This is a genomic window from Pseudomonas sp. KNUC1026 (assembly GCF_021650705.1).
Taxonomy (GTDB): Bacteria; Pseudomonadota; Gammaproteobacteria; order Pseudomonadales; family Pseudomonadaceae; genus Aquipseudomonas.
Genome location: NZ_CP087138.1, coordinates 3226543 through 3247592, shown reverse-complemented (window position 1 = coordinate 3247592; position 21050 = coordinate 3226543). Strand labels below are relative to the sequence as shown.

Sequence of the window (21050 nt, the reverse complement as noted above, 5' to 3'; positions counted from 1 at the left end):
TACGGTGAGCCAGTTTTTCCAGATTCATCCGCAAAACCCCCAAACGCGGCTGATCAAGCAAGCCGTGGACATCATTCGCCGTGGCGGAGTGGTGGTTTATCCCACCGACTCCTCCTACGCCATTGGCTGCCGCATCGGTGAAAAGTCCGCAGTGGAGCGCGTTCGGCGCCTGCGCCAACTCGACGACCGGCACAACTTCACCCTGCTGTGCCGCGACCTGTCGCAACTGGGCCTGTTCGCCAAGGTCGACACCGGGCAGTTCCGCTTGCTCAAAACCTACACACCAGGGCCGTACACCTTCATTCTCAACGCTACCCGTGAAGTGCCGCGCCTGCTGCTGCACCCCAAGCGCCGTACCATCGGCCTGCGGGTGCCGGGGCATCCCATTGCGCTGGCGCTGCTGGAGGAACTGGGCAAGCCGTTGATGAGCGTGACGCTGGTATTGCCAGGCGATGCCGAGCCGCTGAACGACCCTGAGCTGATACGCGAGCGGCTGGAGCACCACGTCGACCTGATCATCGACGGCGGCGCCGGCGGCCATTCGGCCTCCACCGTGGTTGACATGACCGAGGACGAACCGCAAGTAGTGCGCGTGGGGTGTGGCGACCCGGCGCCGTTCGGGGGCGCGGCGTGAGCGAAACCGAGGCCGTGGAGCTCACGGCTCCGCAGCAGCTGCGATTGGCGCTGGTGTACGGCGAGGCCGTCACCGAACTGCCGCAGGACCTGTACATCCCGCCCGACGCTTTGGAAGTGTTTCTTGAAGCCTTCGAAGGCCCGCTCGACCTGCTGCTGTACCTGATTCGCAAGCAGAACATCGACGTGCTCGACATCCCCGTGGCCGAGATCACCCGCCAGTACATGAGCTACGTGGAGTTGATGAAAACCGTGCGCCTGGAGCTCGCCGCCGAGTACCTGGTGATGGCCGCCATGCTCGCCGAGATCAAGTCGCGCATGCTGCTGCCGCGCTCGGCCGAGGTAGAGGAAGAAGAGGGCGACCCGCGTGCCGAACTGATCCGCCGCCTGCAGGAGTACGAACGCTTCAAGGGCGCAGCCGAGCAGATCGACGGGCTGCCGAGGGTCGGCCGCGAGATCGTCGTGCCAAGCCTGGATGCACCGCTGGCCAAAGCCCGCAAGTTGCTGCCGGAGGTGGCGCTGCAGGAGGTGTTGCTGGCCATGGCCGACGTGCTGCGGCGCAACGACATGTTCGAAAGCCACCAGGTCAGCCGCGAGGCGCTGTCGACCCGCGAGCGCATGAGCCAGGTGCTCGAGCGCCTGCGCGATGGCGCCTTCGTGCCCTTCGTTTCGCTGTTCAGCGCCGAAGAAGGCAAGCTGGGCGTGGTGGTGACCTTCATGGCGATCCTGGAGCTGGTCAAGGAATCGCTGATCGAACTTGTGCAGAATGAGCCCTTCGCCGCCATCCATGTGCGTACCCGCACCGAAGCCCCCACCGCCGAGTGACCGAGTGCCCTGATGAACCTGAACGAGCCCCGTGAGTTGGCGCCGCTGCTGGAAGCTTTCCTGCTGGCCAGCGGCAAGCCACAGAACCTGGATCGACTCTATGAGCTGTTCGATGAAGCCGAGCGGCCGGGTCCGAATGTCTTCAAGCGTGCGCTGGAGCTGTTGAAGAAGTCTTGCGACAACCGTGCTTTCGAGCTGGTGGAAGTGGCCTCCGGCTATCGCTTGCAGATTCGCGAGAAGTTCGCGCCCTGGGTCGGCCGGCTCTGGGAGGAGCGCCCGCAGCGTTACTCCCGTGCCTTGCTCGAAACCCTGGCCCTGGTCGCTTACCGCCAGCCCATCACCCGGGGTGAAATCGAAGACGTGCGTGGCGTGGCGGTCAACAGCAACATCGTCAAGACCCTGGTGGAGCGCGAGTGGATCCGCGTGGTCGGCTATCGCGATGTGCCCGGCCGGCCGGCGATGTTCGCCACCACCAAGGCGTTTCTCGATCACTTCAACCTCAAAAGCCTCGAGGACTTGCCGCCGCTCGCCGAGCTGCGCGAGCTGGAGCCGCAGATCGTGCCGGAAGAGGGCGACGACGATGCGCCGGTGCCTGCCCACCTGCAGGCGCTGGCCGATGCCAGCGTTGCGCTGGAAGGTGAGGAGGTGGACGGCGAACTCGGCGGCGAGGCCCGCGAGCAGACCAGCTTCCGCACACTGCTGGCCGAGCTCGACACCATGGAGCAGGGCATCAAGACCGACTTCGATGACCTGTTGCGGCCAGAGCCTGAAACCGAGCAGCAGCAGGCCAGTGATGAATCAGCCGACGACCGGCCCGACGAACCGGCGCAATAAGGCCACAATCAAGGTGCGCAGGCGTTGCCCGCAGCGTATGATGCGCGCCCCTTTACAGCTTACACACCGGGAGGTGCTCACTCATGGCTGAACAGCATTCCGACGACGCCGTCGTCATCCCGCCTTCGGGCGAAAAACTGCAGAAAGTACTGGCCCGCATCGGCGTCGGCTCGCGCCGTGACGTCGAGGCCTGGATCAGCGAAGGCCGTATCAAGGTCAATGGCGTGGTCGCCAACCTTGGCCAGCGCGTCGATTCGCTCGACGCCATCAGCGTCGACGGCCAGTTGATCAAGCGCGAAAAGGCCGCCGAGCAGGTGCGCCGCGTGGTGATGTACAACAAGCCCGACGGCGAGATCTGCACCCGTGACGACCCCGAAGGCCGCCCGACCGTATTCGACCGCCTGCCGCGCCCGCGCGAAGGCCGCTGGATCAACGTCGGCCGCCTCGACATCAACACTACGGGCCTTTTGATGTTCACCACCGACGGTGAGCTGGCCAACCGCCTGATGCACCCGTCCTACGAGATGGACCGCGAGTATGCCGTGCGCGTGCGCGGCGAAGTCACCGACGAGATGATCGAGCGCCTCAAGGCGGGCGTCGAGCTCGAAGACGGCCCGGCCAAGTTCACCGACATCCAGCAAGCGCCTGGCGGCGACGGCTTCAACCACTGGTACCACTGCGTGGTGATGGAAGGGCGCAACCGCGAAGTGCGCCGCCTGTGGGAATCGCAGGGCCTGGTGGTGAGCCGCCTCAAGCGGGTGCGCTTCGGCCCGGTGTTCCTCAACTCCGACCTGCCGATGGGCCGCTGGCGCGAAATGAGCCAGGGCGAGATCGACATCCTCGCCGGCGAAGTGGGCCTCAAGCCGGTGGCGCTGCCATCGCAACCTGGCCGCGACAAGGAAAAGATGGAGCGCCTGCAACGCAAATCGTCGCGCCCGCTGGGCCGTGGCGAGCGCGTGCGGCAGTTGCGCCCGGCGCATGAGGGCGGCGAGCGCAAGCCTGCCGAAGGCAAGCCGGCTGCCGGCAAGGCAGCGCCACGCAAGCCACGCGGCTCGCAAGTGGCCGAGCGCCCGAGCGCTGTTCGCAGCAAGCGCAAACCGCCACGGGGCTGATTGAAACACCTTGCCCCAACCTCGCTGAACCTTGCCCGGCCGCGCTGTGTAAACTGCGCGGCCGGCGCATTTCGCGCCTCCTGAAGGCACCGCCACACCAGGTGCCCATGGCTTGAATCACCACAGGCGACACCTTTCGTGAGTGCACACACTTCCTCTTCCGGCAGCCTGCAGCGCAGCCTGAAAAACCGCCACATCCAACTCATTGCCTTGGGTGGTGCCATCGGCACCGGCCTTTTCCTGGGCTCGGCCGGGGTGCTCAAAAGCGCCGGCCCGTCGATGATCCTCGGCTACGCCCTGTGCGGCGTGATCGCATTCCTGATCCTGCGCCAGCTGGGCGAGATGATCGTCGAGGAGCCTGTGGCGGGCTCCTTCAGCCATTTCGCGCACAAGTATGGCGGCGCCTTCCCGGGCTTTCTCGCCGGCTGGAACTGCTGGCTGCTCTACACCCTGGTGGGTATGAGCGAGCTCACGGCGGTGGGCAAGTACATTCAGTTCTGGTGGCCGGAGGTTCCCACCTGGGTATCGGCGGCGGGCTTTTTCATCCTGATTACCGCGATCAACCTCGCCAACGTCAAGGTGTTCGGCGAGGCGGAATTCTGGTTCGCCATCATCAAGGTGGTGGCGGTGGTGGGCATGATCCTGCTTGGCGGCTGGTTGCTGTTCAGTGGCCAGGGCGGTGAGCAGGCGGCGGTCAGCAACCTCTGGGACCACGGCGGGTTCTTTCCCCATGGGGTAGCGGGGCTGGTGATGGCCCTGGCGTTCATCATGTTCTCCTTCGGCGGCCTGGAGATGCTCGGCTTCACCGCTGCCGAGGCCAGCCAGCCACGGCAGGTGATTCCCAAGGCGATCAACCAGGTCATCTGGCGCATCCTGATCTTCTACATCGTCTCGCTGGTGGTCCTGCTCTCGCTCACGCCCTGGAATGTGCTGGTCGACAGCCTCAACGCCCATGGGGACAGCTACAGCAGCAGCCCCTTCGTGCAGGTGTTCTCGCTGCTTGGCAGCAGCAACGCGGCGCATCTGCTCAACTTCGTGGTGCTCACTGCAGCGCTGTCGGTCTACAACAGCGGCACCTATTGCAATGGCCGCATGCTGGTGGGCATGGCGGCGCAGGGCGACGCCCCGCGAGCATTGGGCCACATCGATACGCGCGGCGTGCCTGTGCTGGCGATCCTGGCAAGTGCGGCAGTCACCGCCTTCACCGTGGCACTCAATTACTTCGTGCCGCACGATGCGCTGGAGCTGTTGATGAGCCTGGTGGTGGCCACGCTGGTCATCAACTGGGCAATGATCGCGCTGTCGCACCTGGCATTTCGCCGTGAGCAGGCTCGCCAGCCGGGTTGGAAACCTTTGTTCCGGGCGCTGTTCTACCCTTGGGGCAACTATCTGGTGCTGGCCTTCGTGGCGCTGATTCTGGTGATCATGCTGATGATCGACGGCATCCGCGTGTCGGTTTACGCGATGCCGGTGTGGGTGGCGGCGATGTACTTCATTCACAGGATTAGGCGCAGGGCCTGAACATGGCGGTAGAAATTTCGAGCCTGGTGAGCATTCCCGACCACGAGATCCAGTGGTCGGCCATCCGCGCTCAGGGTGCCGGCGGGCAGAACGTGAACAAGGTGTCCAGTGCGGTGCACCTGCGCTTCGACATCCAGGCGTCGAGCCTGCCGGCCTTCTACAAGGAGCGCCTGCTGGCGCTGCGTGACAGCCGCATCACCGAAGACGGCGTGGTGGTGATCAAGGCCCAGCAGTTTCGCACCCAGGAAAAGAACCTCGCCGACGCTCAGGCGCGTTTGCGTGAGCTGGTAGTGGCAGCCGCGATAGTGCAGAAGAAGCGCCGGCCTACCCAGCCTACCCGGGGTTCCAAGACCCGCCGGCTGGATGGCAAGAGCCGGCGCGGCGACATCAAGGCCGGGCGCGGCAAGGTCGACTATTGAGCATGAAGCCTCAGCGCCTGGCGGTAGAGCAGCACGCATACGCCAAGCCCCATCGCCGAAGCCATGGCCGAGAACAGGAAGATCGACACGAACCCGAAGTGTGAGGCCACTGCGCCCGCCAGCGGGCCGGTGATCCCCAGTGACAGGTCGATGAACAGCGAATCGGCACCCACCGCAGCGCCACGGCTGGCGGCCGGCACCAGGTTCACTGCTTCCACCCCGAAGGCCGGAAATACCAGCGAGAAGCCAAAGCCGGTCAGGGCAGCGCCGAGCATCGCCAGTTCCACGCTGGGCGCTAGCCACAACAGCAACAGGCCAAGGGTTTCGACACTCGGCATACCATGGCCACGCGGAACCCGCCCAGGCGGTTGATCATGTTGCCGAACAGCAGCCGCGCAACGATGAAGCAGCCGCCGAACAGGCTCAGGCACAGGGCAGGGTTCGGCCATTGCTTGCTGCCAAAGTACAGCGTGATGAACGTGGCGATGCTGCCAAAACCAATGCCGCCCAGCGCCAGCCCCATGCCATGGGGAAATACTCGCCCCAGCACATGAATGAATGGCAGCCGCTCCCCCGCGACGATGGGCGCGCCCACACGCCGCCAGGCCAGGGCCAGGCCCGCGCCGCTGACCAGCAGGATACTCAGGCCAATGCTCCACACGCCCATGTGCTCGGCCAGCACCACGCCCAACGGCGCGCCGATGGCCAGCGCGCCATAACTGGCGATGCCGTTCCAGGAAATCACCCGCGCGGTGTGTGCAGCCCCCAGTTGGCCGATTGCCCAGCCAATCGAGCCAGAGCCGACCAGGCTTTCGGCGATACCGAGTGCCACACGCCCTATGAACAGGCAGCCCAGGCTCCACGCCGGCCATTGTTGCAACAGGGCCGCCAGCAACATGAACAGGCCGCTTGCGGCGCAGCCCAGCAGCCCGTAGATCACGGCTTTTTTGCAGCCCAGGTTATCGATCACCTTGCTGGCGAAAGGGCGGCTGACCAGTGTGGCCAGGTACTGCACGCTGATCACCAGGCCTGCCAGCACAGCACCGTAGCCTAGGGTGGTGTGAACGAAGCCAGGCAATACAGCCAAGGGGACGCCGATGTTCAGGTAACCGATGAAGGTGAACAGCACGATCGACATCACGCGCAAGGTGATAGCGAGCGAAGGAGAGGCGGCATCAGGCATGGAGGGGTCCGGTAAACGCTTGGGCCGCCCATGATAGCGCCGCCGGGTTGCAGATGCTTGAAACGATCCGCCAGGCATCGACGGGCCGATGCCTGGCGGTTCACGCGATGTTCATCCGTAAGGAATCAGCCAGGTAATGCTGAACTGCGCTGCCGGGTAATCCAGGCGCAGCCTCGGCAGCACGAAACCACCGCAGGAGCGGCAAGCATCGAGTAATGAGAACACCTGGATCGATTGCACCTGATCGGGATGATCGAGCAGGTCGCGATTGATCACGCTGGCGATCATTCGCTCCGAATCCAGGCCACGGCTGTGGTCATGTGGCCTGAAATGCTCGGTGCCGCGCAACACTGGCAGGTCGGTGAAACGAGGGTCGAGCGGGGCATCGGCCATGATCGCGCGGGCGTCGATGTACAGTGCCTGCGCTCGTGCAGGAGGCGTGATGACCAGCCCCCTATGCGCTCGGCCGCCTGACAGCGCGTAGTACACCCGTTGTTCGCCGCTGCTCAAACCGATCCTGGCGTAAGCCAGGTTGGCGCCTCCCAGATGCAGCCGCAGCGTGTTGGCGCCTTCGGGGGTCATCAGCTCACTGAGTGTGATCCGGCTGGGTGCGGGTCGCCGCGCGCCCTCGGTGACTGGAAGCAGTTGCGCGAGGGTATCGGCATGCTGCTGTTGGATGAGCAGAGGGCGCTCGCTCAATGGCAGCCAGTCGGGAATGATCGAGTGCGTCAGCCCTGGCAGGCGCCTGCCGGCCGAACCCACCAGAATGTCCTGCTCCAGCCCTCGCGTGAGAATGTTCCGCGCACACTCCCGAAGGCCATGGGGGTCGAGTTCGATCAAGTCATCCAGTGCGATGGAGGGGTTGCCGCGGTGGATCAGTGAACGGTGCACGATCCAGTCCCTCAGCAGCCCGGTCACATTGGTGACGTCCGAATCGAGCGTGGCTCGGTTAGCGACTTGTCGATAGGTTTCGCTCAGGTCCAGATAGGCATCTATCAGGCTGGAATGCCGCACACGGCTCAAGTGCATGGGGCCATACCGCTCTGCCAGTGCCGAGGGCGCAGTAGCAAGCCCTTTCACGCGATGTGTATACCAACTGGGTTCGACGTAGCGGGTTGCGTAGAAAATGCCGGTATCTGCCTCCACCACCAGCCAAGTCTGATTCTCCCAGCCTAGAACCAGTGCCCGCAGGCTGCGCCGATCAGTGACGCCCTGAACGAAACTGCCCAGGCGTACCGTTGGGCATTGTTGCGCGAAGCTCTGGAGTTGCGGTACCGATACCGTGCCTTGCAGGCCGAACTCGAATTCGCAGGTCAGCTCAAGCGTGATGCGATCCCGGTAGCGGATCGCCCCCGGCAGGTTCAGCCGAGCAGGCGCTTGATCGGTGGCGATGGCCTCCAGCCTCTTGCCTTGAACACTGGCCGGCCGGTGCCCCTTGGCGGGTATCAGGTTGTCGACATAGCTCACCAGCCGGTTGTCGAACACGAATACCTGCCCCAGGCGGTGTTCGTGTATATCGCCGCTGCGATAGTAGGCCGGGAGGGTTTCGATGCGCCTGGCCATGAACGCACGGCTCAGTATCTGGCCGGGGAACGGGCGATCATAAGGTATGGGCTTGAGTTGCAGCATCAGCGCCAACGAGGCTGAAGCGGGGTGGGTGGGGTAGGGTAACCGGCTCGGCTGCGGCATCAGGTAAGGCGAGGCGGCAGAACCTGGCAGGGCTGCGTGGTCCGCCCTGACGGCCAGGCTTTCGGCCTGGCCATAGCGGTAGCGATCAGGGCCGGCCATCGACCATCAGGTCGACTACCCCCTCACCTCGGAAAACCCTGCGCGGAGAAGGCAACCCTTGCACCGCCACCGTGGGAGCGTCATAGGCGTCGGGAACGATGACGAATGCCCCTGGTGCCAGGCCCGGCCGTGCGACTGGCAGTGTACTTACCCAGCCGCCTGTTGCACTTTCCAGCTGCTCGAGCGCTGGGCCGTAGGCCTGTTGCCCGCTATCGTCGAGCAGGCGTGCTGGAGTGCCATGCCGTACCGGCTGTAGATGGCCATCTACCCACGTCATGCTGTCGGGGCTCAATTGAGGAGCGCTCGCCCAGCGCCGCAGCCCAGGATAGGGGGGTGTTGCCTGGCTGGCAGGCCTGGACGCCGCCCAGGCACTGTTGAGCCTGGCGACGTCCCGGTAGGTTGTGGTTCTCAGCAAGGCTCCGGCCGCGATCAAGCGTTGGCCGGCTTTCAGTGATTTGCTGGCGATCCTGACTGCCGCGCCCAGCCCAGGGATCCCATCAAGGGCGCATGAAAGGGCATCCTCGCCCGACTTGACATCGAAGCAGCTGGCCAGGGGGACTGTCGACTTGATCAGCGACCATGCGTATTCGAAATCGGTGCGCTTGCTCCAGCGATCTCTGGCCAGCTCATAAGGGGTCAGCCCGCGCGCGAGCAGGCGCAGCGATGGGTGATTGGCCAGCGCGATGTGCTGGCTGTAAAGCGCTCCGAGTGCGTCGGGGGTGCCATCGCCCGGGAGCAGGGTTGCGTGGCGCAGGCCGGGGAAATCGGCCGCCTGGAAGGGCAATGGATGGCCCATGTACTGCGCCGGGCTGCCTCGCAACAGCGCAGGCAGGATGAGAGGGTGCAGTGAAGCGTCTGCCAGTCGCTCCAGTTGCTGCGGGTCATCGACAAGGGTGTGCCGAAATGTCAGCGTCTCGGGAAACAACTCGTACAAGTGATGGGCTTGAGTGTCGACCAGATGCACCAGCACGCCCTGAGTGGCGGTCACGTAGGCCCAGTCACCTGGGGGGAGTCGGCAAAGCCGGGTACACCGCCCTTCACGCCGCCCTTGTAGTGAGGCCAGGTCACGGCGTAGGCGGTGCCCGGCAGCGTGTGGAAGTGCTGTAGCCGGGCAAGCGGCAATAATGCGATCAGCCTGCTCAGGACGGCCTTGAACGTGTGGCGTGCGCTGTTCAGATAGGTTTCGAAGCGCTCTTCGAACCACGGGTTGATGTCATCCAGGCTCTGCCCTTTACTGCCTGGCAGCTCGAACCGGCCGTGATTCTCAAGGTAGCAGCGCATCATTTCCGGTAGCTGCTGGTGATCGACGCCGGCGTCGACAAGGCGGTGCCAGGCTTCTGCGGCGCGATTTGGAACGTCGCTCAATTGCTCCATGGCCATTGCCTGCAAGAGGCGCTGCTCTGCGTAGTGGCGAGTATCGTCGAGGTGGGGTATCGAAGGGTCGATGATCGAATTCTGGGTGGCCCATACCCAGGCCACCTCATTGAATCGCTCAGAATAGAGAACCGGAAACTCAAGCGCCTGGGCCGCTGCTGCTACCGCCTGCATCGCGGCTTGGAAGCTCAACGGTTTGCCGTCGTCGAGCAGTGCATAGGCGCCCAGCCGGAGGGACACCCAGGGCAAGCTCGGCTGGTAGAGGTAACTGCCTGGCACATCATCGATCAGCAGTTCTGGCGCCAGGTGCCGCAACAACGCCTGGCTTGCGATCTGCGCGTGTGAAAGAGGGCACCCCAGTGTCTGCATGATGTGATTGGCAAGGTCTGCACGCACGTCTTCGAAAGGCACCTGGGCTCGTGCTGGGTCGAACAGGTCCAGGCCCATGATCTGCCCCGGCATCCGTTGGCGTATGGGGTACAGCGTATCGACCAGCGCTTGCGCGGCCAGTGCATGGTTGGCTGGGCGTGCCTGTGCGGCAACCGACCACCCGGCGTGCTCGGCCAGGTTCGCGGCCCAACGCTCGAAGGCTGGCGAGGTCAACAAGGCGTCCAGTGCCTGGTGTTCTTTCCCCGGCGGCAATGCATCGCGTATCACGCGTTTGCCTGCATGGTCCGGTGATACGCCCGCCGCGGCTTCCTCCGCAGTCAGGGGGCGCAGATAGTACGCGAGCGCGTAGGTATCGAGTTCAAGTTGCCCCAATAGCGCTTTCGCAGGCTCCGGCGACCTCAGCATGAAGGCAACGAGCCTGTCCAGTTCAAGCGTGTCGCTAACGTCAAGCCGAGAGCGGGCTGGCGAGGGTTCAGTGATCGCAGGTGGGTCGAGCAATAATGCCGCGATTGCAAATGCAGGCCAGGCCGAGTGGGCTGAAATGCGGGCCGACAGGACCGGAACCAGCAACTGTGCAAGGTAGGCGATGCGATAGCCCGATACAGAAACAGGTAAGGCTTCAAGTTTGCTCAACCAGGGTGCGCCACCATAAGGAAGTGCAGTTGTGCACAGCGCCCTGGCCAAGGATTTTTTTTCTGAAAGTTCAAGCCTTGCACCTGTGGGCAAGTTGAAGACAGTGATGAAGTAATCGTCGATGGCCGGCCGTGACAATGCCTGTTCAGCTTCAGTTGAAAGAGCATCGTCACTGAGCGCTCCCGGGAACTTCAAGTCCAGCGCAAAGATGACATCAATATGGGCGGTCAGTGTGGAGAGTGCTTCACGCTGCAGGGTATTTAGATCGCTGCCGGAAAAAGCAGGCTCTTCAGGTAATTCGCGCACAGGGTTCAGGGGCATGTCCAGGCTCCATCGAAGCGAGGCCGTCTGGCCTCTGGGGCCGCTGATGCTGCTGCATCGGGGGCATGCCACTGGCTGTAAAAGAATAGGGCTTATCCGTTATTGCAACCGTTGCCCATGACCAGATATTCCATCACATGCCGCTGATGTTGGGAGTCGAGGTAGGTCATGTGTACCGGCACTGTACCGCAGACGTAGGGTACTCGGTCCTGTGCCAGCACCTGGGCCACGTCCAGCTTCATGCCGTATTGATAATGCTCGACCACTTCTGTGGCCTGCGCCGGTGCTGCCGGGGGTTGATCCGCCATGGCCGCGGCGCTGATGCCACAGACTGCGAATGCCCACAGTGCAACTTTCATCTTTGGAACCTCTCGTGAGTAAGTTGAAGGCGGCCTTGGCCTTGTCAGCGAGCGGCCGCCCGCGCCGCAGCCAGGGTGGCGCTGCGGATAGAACCTGATATGGGAAGAAAAGTGCAACTTGTCGTGGAAGTTGCACAGTGCCGGTTGGCGAGGCGAAGTTTAAGCCGGTGATTCGGACATGCCTACAAGTACTTCTGATAAACACTGTTGCGCATCCGCGCAATAATCGGCCCGCTCTGGCGCGCAGCCTTCGGCGGGGAACTGGGCTATGCTGCGATGATCGTAAGACCATGGTCGAATGGCCCGTTGGCGGTTGACTCCGCTAAAAACAAAGCCATACAAAAACAATGATTGCCCCGAGGTGTAAAGCGATGACTGCGGCTTCTCTGTATCCCGTACCTCCCGAGGTTGCCAGAAACACCCTCACCGACGAGGCGGCCTACAAGGCCATGTACCAACAGTCGGTGATCAACCCGGACGGCTTCTGGCGTGACCAGGCCAAGCGCCTGGACTGGATCACACCCTTCACCAAGGTCAAGCAGACCTCCTTCGACGACCACCACGTCGACATCAAATGGTTCGCCGACGGCACGCTGAACGTGGCCTACAACTGCCTGGACCGCCACCTGGCCGAGCGCGGTGATCAGGTCGCGATCATCTGGGAAGGTGACGACCCCAGCGAAAGCCGCAACATCACCTACCGCGAACTGCACGAGGAAGTGTGCAAGTTCGCAAACGCCCTGCGTGGCCAGGATGTGCACCGCGGCGATGTGGTGACCATCTACATGCCGATGATTCCTCAGGTTGTGGTTGCGATGCTGGCCTGCGCGCGGATCGGTGCCATTCACTCGGTGGTCTTCGGCGGCTTCTCGCCTGAAGCTCTGGCAGGGCGCATCATCGATTGCGGCTCGAAAGTGGTCATCACTGCCGATGAGGGCGTGCGCGGTGGGCGCAAGATTCCGCTCAAGGCCAACGTCGACAAAGCGCTGACCAACCCCGACACCTTCACTGTGCAACAGGTGATCGTGTGCAAACGCACGGGCGGCGAGATCGAATGGAACCGCCATCGTGACATCTGGTACCACGCGCTGCTCGAAGTCGCTTCTTCTACCTGCGCACCTAAAGAAATGGGCGCTGAAGAGGCGCTGTTCATCCTTTATACCTCCGGCTCCACCGGCAAACCCAAAGGTGTGCTGCACACAACCGGTGGCTATTTGCTGTACGCGGCGCTCACCCATGAGCGGGTGTTCGACTACCGCCCAGGCGAGGTGTACTGGTGCACTGCCGACGTGGGCTGGGTCACCGGCCACAGCTATATCGTCTACGGCCCGCTGGCCAATGGCGCTACTACCTTGCTGTTCGAAGGCGTGCCCAACTACCCGGACATCACCCGTGTGGCGCAGGTGGTCGACAAGCATAAGGTCAACATCCTCTATACCGCCCCCACTGCCGTGCGCGCCATGATGGCCGAGGGCGATGCAGCCGTGCGCGGCGCCGATGGTTCCAGCCTGCGCCTGTTGGGCTCGGTGGGTGAGCCGATCAACCCCGAGGCCTGGGGCTGGTACTACAAGACCGTCGGCAAGGAACGCTGCCCGATCGTCGACACCTGGTGGCAGACCGAAACCGGCGGCATCCTGATCAGCCCGTTGCCAGGCGCCACCGCGCTCAAACCGGGCTCGGCGACTCGCCCGTTCTTCGGCGTGGTGCCGGCCCTGGTCGACAATCTGGGCAATATCATGGAGGGCGCCACCGAGGGCAACCTGGTGATTCTGGACTCCTGGCCGGGCCAGTCACGTTCGCTGTTCGGCGACCACGACCGCTTCGTCGACACTTATTTCAAGACCTTCCGTGGCATGTACTTCACCGGTGACGGCGCGCGGCGCGACGAAGACGGCTACTACTGGATCACCGGGCGAGTCGATGACGTGCTCAACGTCTCCGGCCACCGCATGGGTACCGCCGAGATCGAAAGCGCCATGGTCGCCCACCCCAAAGTCGCCGAGGCGGCGGTGGTCGGTGTGCCGCACGACCTCAAGGGCCAGGGCATCTATGTGTACGTCACGCTCAACGGTGGTGAAGAGTCCAGCGAGGCTCTGCGAATCGAGCTGAAGAACTGGGTACGCAAGGAAATCGGCCCGATTGCATCGCCGGACGTCATCCAGTGGGCGCCTGGCCTGCCCAAAACCCGCTCGGGCAAGATCATGCGCCGCATTCTGCGCAAGATCGCCACGGGTGAGTATGACGCGCTCGGCGACATCTCTACGCTGGCCGACCCAGGCGTGGTGCAGCACCTGATCGACACGCACAAACAGATGAGCAAAGCCTCGGCCTGATCGCCGGCGGCATTAACGCAGGCCCACGCACCTGGTCAATAGGTGCGTGGGCTTCGATTTAGTGCTCTGTAACAAGTTGTCGCTTAAACGCAATATGTTGTCGCCTCTCCGCCGCTAAAATGCGCCCCTTTCGCGGGCCACCCCCGCCCCGATCACCTTGCCCGGCCAACACCCTTGGCTGGCGCTTTCTGCCTTTCTGGAGTGTTTCGATGAAAAAGCTCGCCCTGTTGGGTGCCTTGGCGCTGTCCGTCCTTTCGTTCGGCACTTCGGCTGCCGATCGCCCGCTGCGTATCGGCATCGAAGCGGCTTACCCGCCCTTCGCCTATAAAACGCAAGAAGGGCAGATCGCAGGTTTCGACTACGACATCGGCAATGCCCTGTGCAAGCAGATGAACACCCAGTGCCAATGGGTCGAGATGGAATTCGACGGCCTGATCCCCGCGCTCAAGGTGCGCAAGATCGACGCCATCCTGTCCTCGATGTCGATTACCGATGACCGCAAGAAGTCTGTGGATTTCACCAACAGGTACTACAACACCCCGGCTCGCCTGGTGATGAAGGACGGCATCACGGTCGGTGACGACCTGTCGGGCCTGTCCGGCAAGAAGATCGGCGTGCAGCGCGGCTCGATCCACGAGCGTTTCGCCCGCGAAGTGCTGGCGCCCAAGGGCGTGGAAGTGGCGCCCTACAGCTCGCAGAACGAAGTCTACCTGGACCTGGCCGCTGGCCGCGTCGACGGCACCCTGGCCGATGCCACCCTGCTGCAGGACGGTTTCCTGAAAACCGACGCCGGCAAGGGCTTCGCCTTCGCAGGCCCGGCCTTCACCGACCCGCAATATTTCGGCGACGGCGTCGGCATCGCCGTGCGCAAGGGCAGCAAGGATCAGCTCGACGCCCTCAATGGTGCCCTGGACGCAATCCGCGCCAACGGCACTTACAAGCAGATCCAGGACAAGTACTTCGACTTCGACATCTACGGCAAGTGACCGGTATGTCGATGGGTTTTGAAGGTGTGCGGCCATGCTGAGCGGTTACGCTGAACTGATCGTCGAGGGCGTTGGCCTTACGCTGCAGCTGGCGCTGGCGTCGATGGCTCTGGCGATCGCGCTGGGCCTGCTGGGGCTGCCTTGCGGTTGTCCCCGGTGCGGCCGCTGGCGTGGTTGGGCGACGTTTATTCCACGGTCATTCGCGGCATTCCCGACCTGGTGCTGATCCTGCTGATCTTCTTCGGCGGCCAGGACCTGCTCAATCGTGTCGCACCCATGCTGGGCCATGACGACTACATCGACCTCGATCCGTTGGCATGCGGAATCTTCACCCTGGGTTTCATCTTCGGCGCGTACCTGTCGGAGACCTTCCGCGGCGCCTTCCTGGCGATTCCCGCCGGCCAGGCCGAGGCGGGCATGGCTTATGGCATGCGCCCGCTGCAGGTGTTCCTCCGCGTGCTGGTGCCGCAGATGGTGCGCCTGGCAATGCCGGGCTTCACCAACAACTGGCTGGTGCTGACCAAGGCCACAGCATTGGTGAGCGTGGTGGGCCTGCAGGACATGATGTTCAAGGCCAAGCAGGCAGCCGATGCCACGCGCCAGCCGTTCACGTTCTACCTGGTGGTGGCGGCGCTGTACCTGGTCATCACCAGCGTATCGTTGCTGCTGCTCAAGTGGGTCGAGCGGCGCTACAGCCACGGCGTGAAGAGGTGAACCTGTGATTTTCGACTACACCGTGGTGTGGGCGAGCCTGCCGATGTATCTTGCCGGGCTGCTCGAAACCCTCAAGCTGCTGGCAATCGCGCTGGCGTTCGGGTTGCTGGTGGCGCTGCCGCTGGCATTGATGCGGGTGTCGCCCAGGCGCTGGGTGAACCTGCCGGCCTGGTGCTACACCTACGTGATCCGCGGCACGCCGATGCTGGTGCAGTTGTTCCTGATCTACTACGGGCTGGCGCAGTTCGAGGCGGTTCGCCAGAGCGTGCTGTGGCCGTGGCTTTCAAGTGCAACCTTCTGCGCCTGCCTTGCCTTTGCCATCAATACCAGCGCCTACACCGCCGAGATCATCGCCGGCAGCCTGCGCGCCACGCCGTCGGGTGAAGTCGAGGCCGCGCGGGCCATGGGCATGTCGCCGGCCACGATGTACCGGCGTATCCTGCTGCCCTCGGCGATGCGCCGTGCGCTGCCGCAGTACAGCAATGAAGTGATCATGATGCTGCAGACCACCAGCCTGGCGTCGATCGTCACGCTGATGGATCTCACCGGCGCCGCACGGGCGGTGAACGCGCAGTACTACCTGCCGTTCGAAGCCTATGTCACCGCTGGGGCCTTCTACCTGGCCTTGACGCTGCTGCTGGTGCGGCTGTTTCGCCTGGCCGAGCGGCGCTGGCTCGCCTACCTTTCTCCGCGCAGGGGCTGAACCATGCAAAGAATCGACCACCGCCTGCCCTGGAGCAGCCTGGGTACCGAACGTACCCTGAGCGTATTCCGTTTTGGCCAGGGTGAGCGCAAGGCCTACATCCAGGCCAGCCTGCATGCCGACGAGCTGCCGGGCATGCGCACGGCGTGGGCACTGAAGCAGCGCCTGGCCAGGCTTGAAGCCGAGCAGCGCCTGCTGGGTACCATCGAGCTGGTGCCCGTGGCCAACCCGCTGGGCCTTGGGCAGTTGCTACAAGGCGTGCATCAGGGGCGTTTCGAGCAGGGTAGCGGGCGCAATTTCAATCGGGACTTCGTCGAGCTGTCTGCTCCCGTGGCCGAGGCGCTGCAAGGCCGCCTCGGCGACGATCCACATGCCAATACCCAGATGATCCGCCAGGCGATGCGCGACCACCTGGCAAGCCTGCGTGCACCCAGCACAGCGCTCGAGGGGCTGCAGCGCCTGTTGCTCAGCCACGCCTGCGACGCCGACATCATGCTCGACCTGCATTGCGACGCCGAGGCGGCACTGCACATGTACGCCCTGCCGCAGCACTGGCCCCAGTGGCGCTCGCTGGCCGCTCACCTGGGCATGGCGGTCGGGCTGTTGGCCGAGGACTCCGGCGGCAGCAGCTTCGATGAGGCCTGTTCACTGCCCTGGCTGCGTTTGTCTCGCCAATTCGACCACGTGCCGCTGGCCTGCATGGCGACCACGCTGGAACTCGGCGGGCAGGCCGACACTGGCCCGGCGCAGGCCGAGGCTCACGCTGAAGGCATCCTGGCGTTTCTGACCGAACAAGGGCTGATCGCAGGCGAGGCACCCATCGCGGCCCAGCCTTCCTGCGAGGGCCTGCCGTTCGCCGGCACGCAATTGTATTACCCGCCCCACGCCGGGGTCGTGAGCTACCTGAGCCAGCCAGGCACCCAGGTGCAGCCGGGCGATGCGCTGTTCGAGGTGATCGACCCCTTGGGCGACCGGGCCACTGTGGTGCGTTCCACCATCGCCGGCGTGCTGTTCGCGGTGGAGCGCCTGCGCTATGCCCAGCCCGGGGTGTGGCTGGCCAAGGTGGCCGGCGCCCAGCCGCTTCGCGAAGGGCGGCTGCTCAGTGACTGAATCGACGGATACCAACCCTATGTACAAGCTTCAGGTCCAGGACCTGCACAAGCGCTTCGGCGACAACGAAGTGCTCAAGGGCGTCTCGCTCGCGGCCGGTGCCGGCGATGTGATCAGCATCATCGGCTCCAGTGGCTCGGGCAAGAGCACCTTTCTGCGCTGCATCAACCTGCTCGAACAGCCCCACGCTGGCGTCATCAGCCTCAATGGCGAGGCCCTGAAGCTTGCGCCAGGCAAGGACGGGGCGTTGCATGCCACCGACCGCGCCCAGTTGCAGCGCATGCGTTCGCGCCTCTCGATGGTGTTTCAGCACTTCAACCTGTGGGCACACATGAGCGCGCTGGAAAACGTCATGGAGGCCCCGGTTCAGGTGCTGGGGGTGAGCAAGGCCGAGGCCCGCGAGCGTGCCGAGCATTACCTTGCCAAGGTCGGCGTGGCCCACCGCAAGGGCGCTTATCCTGCACACATGTCCGGCGGCGAACAGCAACGCGTAGCCATCGCCCGCGCCCTGGCCATGGAGCCGGAGGTTATGCTGTTCGATGAACCCACTTCGGCGCTCGACCCTGAGCTGGTGGGCGACGTGCTGGGCGTGATGCAGTCGCTGGCCCGCGAGGGGCGCACCATGGTGGTGGTCACTCACGAGATGGGTTTCGCTCGCGAAGTATCGAACCAGTTGATCTTCCTGCATCAGGGCCTGATCGAGGAGCAGGGCGCACCCCGCGAGGTGCTTAGCGATCCGAAATCGGCGCGGCTGCGCCAATTCCTTTCCGGTAGTCTTAAATAGTCGCCTCTAGCCTGTGAGCGTAATTGCCCCCATGACTCCACCGCGAATCGGTTTTCTGATCTGGCCCGGCACCAGGCCCATGACCCTGGCCCTGGCCGAAGAAGCGCTGGAGGTCGCGGCCCGGGTACATCCGGATGTGAGCTACGAGCTGTCGTTCTTCCAGGCCCAACCGCAGGCTGCGGGCGCCTGGCAGTTGCCTGGTGGGCAATGGGCAGGTGCGCTCGAGGGGTGCCAGCGGCTTTTCCTGGTGGCCGATGAACCACCACAGGCTTTGCCCCCGGCCCTGGGCACCGCGCTCAAGCAACTGGCGCGAAGCGGCTGCGTGATGGGCGCTCTGGGGGCGGGCATCTGATCCTTTGGCGCAACTAGGCCTGCTCGACGGCTACCGGGCAGCAGTGCACTGGCGCTGGCAGGACGACTTCGCCGAGCGTTTTCCCAAGGTCATCGCCACCAGCCACCTGTTCGATTGTGATCGCGACCGCCTCAGCGCCTGTGGCGGCATCGCCGTGCTCGACCTGATGCTGGCGATGCTGGCGCGCGACCACGGTAACGAGCTCGCCGGCGCGGTGTCCGAAGAGCTGGTGGTGGAGCGTATCCGTGAGGGCGGTGAGCGCCAGCGCATTCCCCTGCAGAATCGCCTGGGCTCCAGCCACCCCAAGCTGACCCAGGCGGTGGTGCTGATGGAGGCCAATATCGAAGAGCCCCTGACCACCGACGAAATTGCCCAGCACGTGTGCGTGTCGCGCCGGCAACTGGAGCGCATCTTCAAGCAGTACCTGAACCGCGTGCCCAGCCAGTACTACCTGGAGCTGCGCCTGAACAAGGCGCGGCAGATGTTGCTGCAGACCAGCAAGTCGATCATCCAGATCGGCCTGTCGTGCGGTTTCTCGTCCGGGCCGCACTTTTCCAGCGCCTATCGCAATTTTTTCGGTGCCACCCCCCGCGAAGACCGCAACCAGCGCCGCGGCGGCAGCCCGTTCGAGCTGGCGTCGGCACCGGCAGAGCGCGGCTGACCGATCTTGTCATGATTGTTCTGTAAGAAAAGTCAGCGGATAGTGGCGCGGCGCTGTTCAGCCGTGCCCGAGCGCTGTAGTTTGCGCGCACAAGGAAAGAGTTCGTCGGTAACGCGAATCTCGCCATTCAAGCCCGGCGCCTGCAGGTGCCATTGCGGAAGAAAAGGAGTGCTCATGAGCGATACCTCAGCGTGGTCCATCACATCGCTGCACCAGGCCTTGCAGCAACATGAACGTGTGACCAGCGGTGCCCTGGCGCTGGCCCTGCAGGAAGGCCCGGCACCGGTGCTGCGGCTCAACCTCAACGGCTTTGCCCTGGAACTGGCGATCTCCGGTGACCAGGTACTGGTCGACGGCCTGCTGGTGGAGGCAAGCAAGGTGGAGGATCGCGCCGCGTTCAACGACACCGTGCTGCGCAGCCGCGAACTGTTCCCGCTGTCGGCGGTGTGCATCGAGCAGGTGGGTGGCATCGCCTATTACGGGTTGTTCGGCGCACTGAGCGCCGAATCGCCGCTGCCGGTGATCGTGCGCGAGATCGATACACTCGCCGAAAACCTGGTACGCGCCAGCGAAGCCTTCGCCGACCATTTCACTGCCTGACCGGAGCCGCCTTTCATGAGTATCTGGAAAAAAATCATCACTGCCGTACGTGGCGGCGTGTCCGAAGCCGGTGAGGCGATCGTCGACGCAAACGCCATCCGCATTCTCGAACAGGAGCAACGCGATGCCGAGGCAGCCCTGCTCAAGGCGCGCAATGGCCTGGTCGATATCAAGGCGCGGCACAAGCTCTCGCAGCAGCGCCTCGACGCGCTGAACAACGACATCGCCAACTGGGAAGGCAAGGCCATGGCCGCGCTGAACAAGGGCGAAGAAGCATTGGCCACCGAGTGCGCCGCCAAGGTCGCCGAGATCGAAGGCCAGCGCAATCAGGAGCAGGTGCTGGCCGACCAGTTCGGGCAGCAGGCCAATGCCCTGCAAGCCCAGCTGAGCAAGGCCGAGGCGCAGATCAAGGGCCTCAAGCAGCAGGTTGAAATGGCCAAGGCTCGCGAAAGCGTGCAGCAGGCCCGCGTAGCCACTGCCACAGCCACCGGCGGTGCCAATGGCAAGCTGGAAACAGCCGTCGACTCGCTGGCCCGTATCAAGCAACGCCAGGACGAGCAGGACGCCAAGCTCGAAGCCGCCGAAGAGCTGGCCAACGCTGCCAACGGTGGCGACCTGGAGCGGCGCCTGCAGCAGGCTGGCATCGGGGCATCCGCTACCAGTGGCGCCGATGTGCTGGCCCGCCTGAAGGCCAAGCAGAACCCACCGCAGTAACCTGGCGCGGCGCAGGCTCCCGTCTGCGCCCCCTCAAGCAAGGAGCGAGGCCATGGGCCTGATCAAACGCATGCTGGGCCTGGAGGCGCCAGCGGCCAAGGCGGCGCCGCAAGCCGGGGCGGATGGGCCGCTTGGCCTGGACATCGGGCGTATGCCGAGCTTCTCGTCGTCATTGGCGAGCCTGCTTGGCGGCCATTCCTATGTGGTGGTGCCCGGTGATGAAAAGATCTGCGCTCGCGGCAGCATCGAGCTGGGGCAGGGCAGCCGCCTGCTGCGTTATTACCTGGACGACGAAGATTACTTCCTGCAGGTGGTCATGGGCGGCCCAGGCAATGAGGCTATCGATGAGGTGCAGCTGTTCGGCTACTTCAGCGCGCTGAGCGTCACCAGCAAGGCTGAACTGCAACGGCTGACCGCGACTGTCGGCCTGCCGACCCTGGAGCACGAGGGGAAATCTTCGAGCGCCAGTGGGGCAGTGAAACGGGCCTCGCCGAACTGGTACCCTTGCTCGAATCGGTGACCAGCCCCGAGGCCCGCTATACGGTCAAGCACCACGCGATGCTCTACGCGCGCGAGATCGGCCTGGTGAATCGCAAGGAATACCTGCTGTTTTCCGTCGAGGAAGACGAGCAGGGCAACGTCACCCTCACCACTGCGGTGGGTGTGACCCTGCAACTGCCTGACCTTCAGGTTCTCTGACA

The 21050-nt window shown here is 63.8% G+C and carries 18 protein-coding genes and 4 pseudogenes; 16 read left to right on the top strand and 6 right to left on the bottom strand.

Going from position 1 to position 21050, the window contains the following annotated elements; all coding sequences use genetic code 11:
* Positions 1-4 precede the first annotated feature (4 nt).
* From LN139_RS15065 to arfB, 6 genes are all read left to right on the top strand, one after another.
* Positions 5-634, top strand: a complete 630-nt coding sequence (locus LN139_RS15065; RefSeq protein ID WP_236354779.1) for an L-threonylcarbamoyladenylate synthase — start codon at positions 5-7, stop codon at positions 632-634.
* A gap of 110 nt (positions 635-744) precedes the next feature.
* Positions 745-1458, top strand: coding sequence for a segregation and condensation protein A (locus LN139_RS15060; protein WP_236360437.1), 714 nt, complete (start codon positions 745-747; stop codon positions 1456-1458).
* Positions 1459-1470: 12 nt separating this feature from the next.
* A complete protein-coding gene (scpB, locus tag LN139_RS15055) occupies positions 1471-2292 on the top strand; it encodes an SMC-Scp complex subunit ScpB (RefSeq protein ID WP_236354768.1) in 822 nt (273 codons plus the stop codon).
* 83 nt (positions 2293-2375) lie between these two features.
* Positions 2376-3404, top strand: a complete 1029-nt coding sequence (rluB, locus tag LN139_RS15050; RefSeq protein ID WP_236354766.1) for a 23S rRNA pseudouridine(2605) synthase RluB — start codon at positions 2376-2378, stop codon at positions 3402-3404.
* 138 nt (positions 3405-3542) lie between these two features.
* A complete protein-coding gene (locus LN139_RS15045; RefSeq protein WP_236354764.1) occupies positions 3543-4925 on the top strand; it encodes an amino acid permease in 1383 nt (460 codons plus the stop codon).
* Between the two features lie 2 nt (positions 4926-4927).
* Positions 4928-5344: an alternative ribosome rescue aminoacyl-tRNA hydrolase ArfB gene (gene arfB, locus LN139_RS15040; protein WP_236354762.1), complete on the top strand. Its 417-nt coding sequence runs from the start codon at positions 4928-4930 to the stop codon at positions 5342-5344.
* On the opposite strand, the pseudogene LN139_RS15035 reads toward arfB, so the two are convergent.
* The 5 genes and pseudogenes from LN139_RS15035 to LN139_RS15015 form a co-directional block, all read right to left on the bottom strand.
* A pseudogene (locus LN139_RS15035) lies at positions 5338-6527 on the bottom strand (MFS transporter). The gene arfB and the pseudogene LN139_RS15035 sit on opposite strands and share 7 nt — an antisense overlap.
* 111 nt (positions 6528-6638) lie before the next feature.
* Complete coding sequence (locus LN139_RS15030; RefSeq protein ID WP_236354760.1) at positions 6639-8315, bottom strand: deaminase domain-containing protein; 1677 nt, start codon at positions 8313-8315, stop codon at positions 6639-6641.
* Positions 8302-9303 (bottom strand): hypothetical protein, encoded by a 1002-nt coding sequence (locus LN139_RS15025; RefSeq protein WP_236354756.1) that lies wholly within the window; start codon positions 9301-9303, stop codon positions 8302-8304. The genes LN139_RS15030 and LN139_RS15025 overlap by 14 nt, the downstream gene beginning before the upstream one ends.
* Positions 9300-11033, bottom strand: a complete 1734-nt coding sequence (locus LN139_RS15020; RefSeq protein ID WP_236354753.1) for a hypothetical protein — start codon at positions 11031-11033, stop codon at positions 9300-9302. Before LN139_RS15020 ends, LN139_RS15025 begins: the two co-directional genes overlap by 4 nt.
* Before the next feature lie 92 nt (positions 11034-11125).
* The gene (locus tag LN139_RS15015) at positions 11126-11392 is read right to left on the bottom strand and encodes a DUF2790 domain-containing protein (protein ID WP_236354752.1); all 267 of its coding nucleotides are present in this window, start codon (positions 11390-11392) and stop codon (positions 11126-11128) included.
* A gap of 371 nt (positions 11393-11763) precedes the next feature.
* On the opposite strand from LN139_RS15015, the gene acs reads away from it, so the two are divergent.
* The 7 genes and pseudogenes from acs (at position 11764) to argR (ending at position 19035) form a co-directional block, all read left to right on the top strand.
* On the top strand, positions 11764-13725 hold the full coding sequence (acs, locus tag LN139_RS15010; protein ID WP_236354749.1) for an acetate--CoA ligase: 1962 nt from the start codon (positions 11764-11766) through the stop codon (positions 13723-13725).
* A 209-nt stretch (positions 13726-13934) separates the two neighbouring features.
* Positions 13935-14711 carry an ABC transporter substrate-binding protein gene (locus LN139_RS15005; RefSeq protein ID WP_236354746.1) on the top strand — a complete coding sequence of 259 codons (777 nt, stop codon included), beginning with the start codon at positions 13935-13937 and terminating at the stop codon, positions 14709-14711.
* Between the two features lie 34 nt (positions 14712-14745).
* Positions 14746-15425: pseudogene (locus LN139_RS15000) on the top strand (ABC transporter permease).
* A 4-nt stretch (positions 15426-15429) separates the two neighbouring features.
* Positions 15430-16128, top strand: a complete 699-nt coding sequence (locus LN139_RS14995) for an ABC transporter permease (protein ID WP_236354742.1) — start codon at positions 15430-15432, stop codon at positions 16126-16128.
* Between the two features lie 3 nt (positions 16129-16131).
* The gene (locus LN139_RS14990; protein ID WP_236354739.1) at positions 16132-17238 is read left to right on the top strand and encodes a succinylglutamate desuccinylase/aspartoacylase family protein; all 1107 of its coding nucleotides are present in this window, start codon (positions 16132-16134) and stop codon (positions 17236-17238) included.
* 19 nt (positions 17239-17257) lie between these two features.
* Complete coding sequence (locus tag LN139_RS14985; RefSeq protein ID WP_236354737.1) at positions 17258-18022, top strand: ABC transporter ATP-binding protein; 765 nt, start codon at positions 17258-17260, stop codon at positions 18020-18022.
* Between the two features lie 31 nt (positions 18023-18053).
* A pseudogene (gene argR, locus LN139_RS14980) lies at positions 18054-19035 on the top strand (transcriptional regulator ArgR).
* Between the two features lie 32 nt (positions 19036-19067).
* Here the strand turns inward: argR and LN139_RS14975 are convergent.
* Positions 19068-19211, bottom strand: a complete 144-nt coding sequence (locus tag LN139_RS14975; RefSeq protein ID WP_236354721.1) for a hypothetical protein — start codon at positions 19209-19211, stop codon at positions 19068-19070.
* Here LN139_RS14975 and LN139_RS14970 point away from each other — a divergent pair.
* The 3 genes and pseudogenes from LN139_RS14970 to LN139_RS14960 all read left to right on the top strand — a co-directional run bounded on the left by LN139_RS14970 (position 19210) and on the right by LN139_RS14960 (position 21048).
* Positions 19210-19635, top strand: a complete 426-nt coding sequence (locus LN139_RS14970; protein ID WP_236354720.1) for a DUF2170 family protein — start codon at positions 19210-19212, stop codon at positions 19633-19635. The two genes, LN139_RS14975 and LN139_RS14970, sit on opposite strands and share 2 nt — an antisense overlap.
* A gap of 15 nt (positions 19636-19650) precedes the next feature.
* Positions 19651-20349 (top strand): PspA/IM30 family protein, encoded by a 699-nt coding sequence (locus LN139_RS14965; protein WP_236354717.1) that lies wholly within the window; start codon positions 19651-19653, stop codon positions 20347-20349.
* A gap of 52 nt (positions 20350-20401) precedes the next feature.
* Positions 20402-21048 (top strand): annotated as a pseudogene (locus LN139_RS14960) (DUF2491 family protein).
* Positions 21049-21050 lie beyond the last annotated feature (2 nt).

What these genes read in the sequence shown, in the direction of transcription:
- LN139_RS15005 (WP_236354746.1), top strand. Translation starts at nt 13,935, where the DNA reads ATGAAAAAGCTCGCCCTGTTGGGTGCCTTGGCGCTGTCCGTCCTTTCG.
- LN139_RS14985 (WP_236354737.1), top strand. Translation starts at nt 17,258, where the DNA reads ATGTACAAGCTTCAGGTCCAGGACCTGCACAAGCGCTTCGGCGACAAC.
- LN139_RS14970 (WP_236354720.1), top strand. Translation starts at nt 19,210, where the DNA reads ATGAGCGATACCTCAGCGTGGTCCATCACATCGCTGCACCAGGCCTTG.
- scpB (WP_236354768.1), top strand. Translation starts at nt 1,471, where the DNA reads ATGAACCTGAACGAGCCCCGTGAGTTGGCGCCGCTGCTGGAAGCTTTC.
- LN139_RS15015 (WP_236354752.1), bottom strand. Translation starts at nt 11,392, where the DNA reads ATGAAAGTTGCACTGTGGGCATTCGCAGTCTGTGGCATCAGCGCCGCG.
- LN139_RS14975 (WP_236354721.1), bottom strand. Translation starts at nt 19,211, where the DNA reads ATGAGCACTCCTTTTCTTCCGCAATGGCACCTGCAGGCGCCGGGCTTG.
- arfB (WP_236354762.1), top strand. Translation starts at nt 4,928, where the DNA reads ATGGCGGTAGAAATTTCGAGCCTGGTGAGCATTCCCGACCACGAGATC.
- LN139_RS14990 (WP_236354739.1), top strand. Translation starts at nt 16,132, where the DNA reads ATGCAAAGAATCGACCACCGCCTGCCCTGGAGCAGCCTGGGTACCGAA.
- LN139_RS15030 (WP_236354760.1), bottom strand. Translation starts at nt 8,315, where the DNA reads ATGGCCGGCCCTGATCGCTACCGCTATGGCCAGGCCGAAAGCCTGGCC.
- rluB (WP_236354766.1), top strand. Translation starts at nt 2,376, where the DNA reads ATGGCTGAACAGCATTCCGACGACGCCGTCGTCATCCCGCCTTCGGGC.
- LN139_RS14965 (WP_236354717.1), top strand. Translation starts at nt 19,651, where the DNA reads ATGAGTATCTGGAAAAAAATCATCACTGCCGTACGTGGCGGCGTGTCC.
- acs (WP_236354749.1), top strand. Translation starts at nt 11,764, where the DNA reads ATGACTGCGGCTTCTCTGTATCCCGTACCTCCCGAGGTTGCCAGAAAC.
- LN139_RS15020 (WP_236354753.1), bottom strand. Translation starts at nt 11,033, where the DNA reads ATGCCCCTGAACCCTGTGCGCGAATTACCTGAAGAGCCTGCTTTTTCC.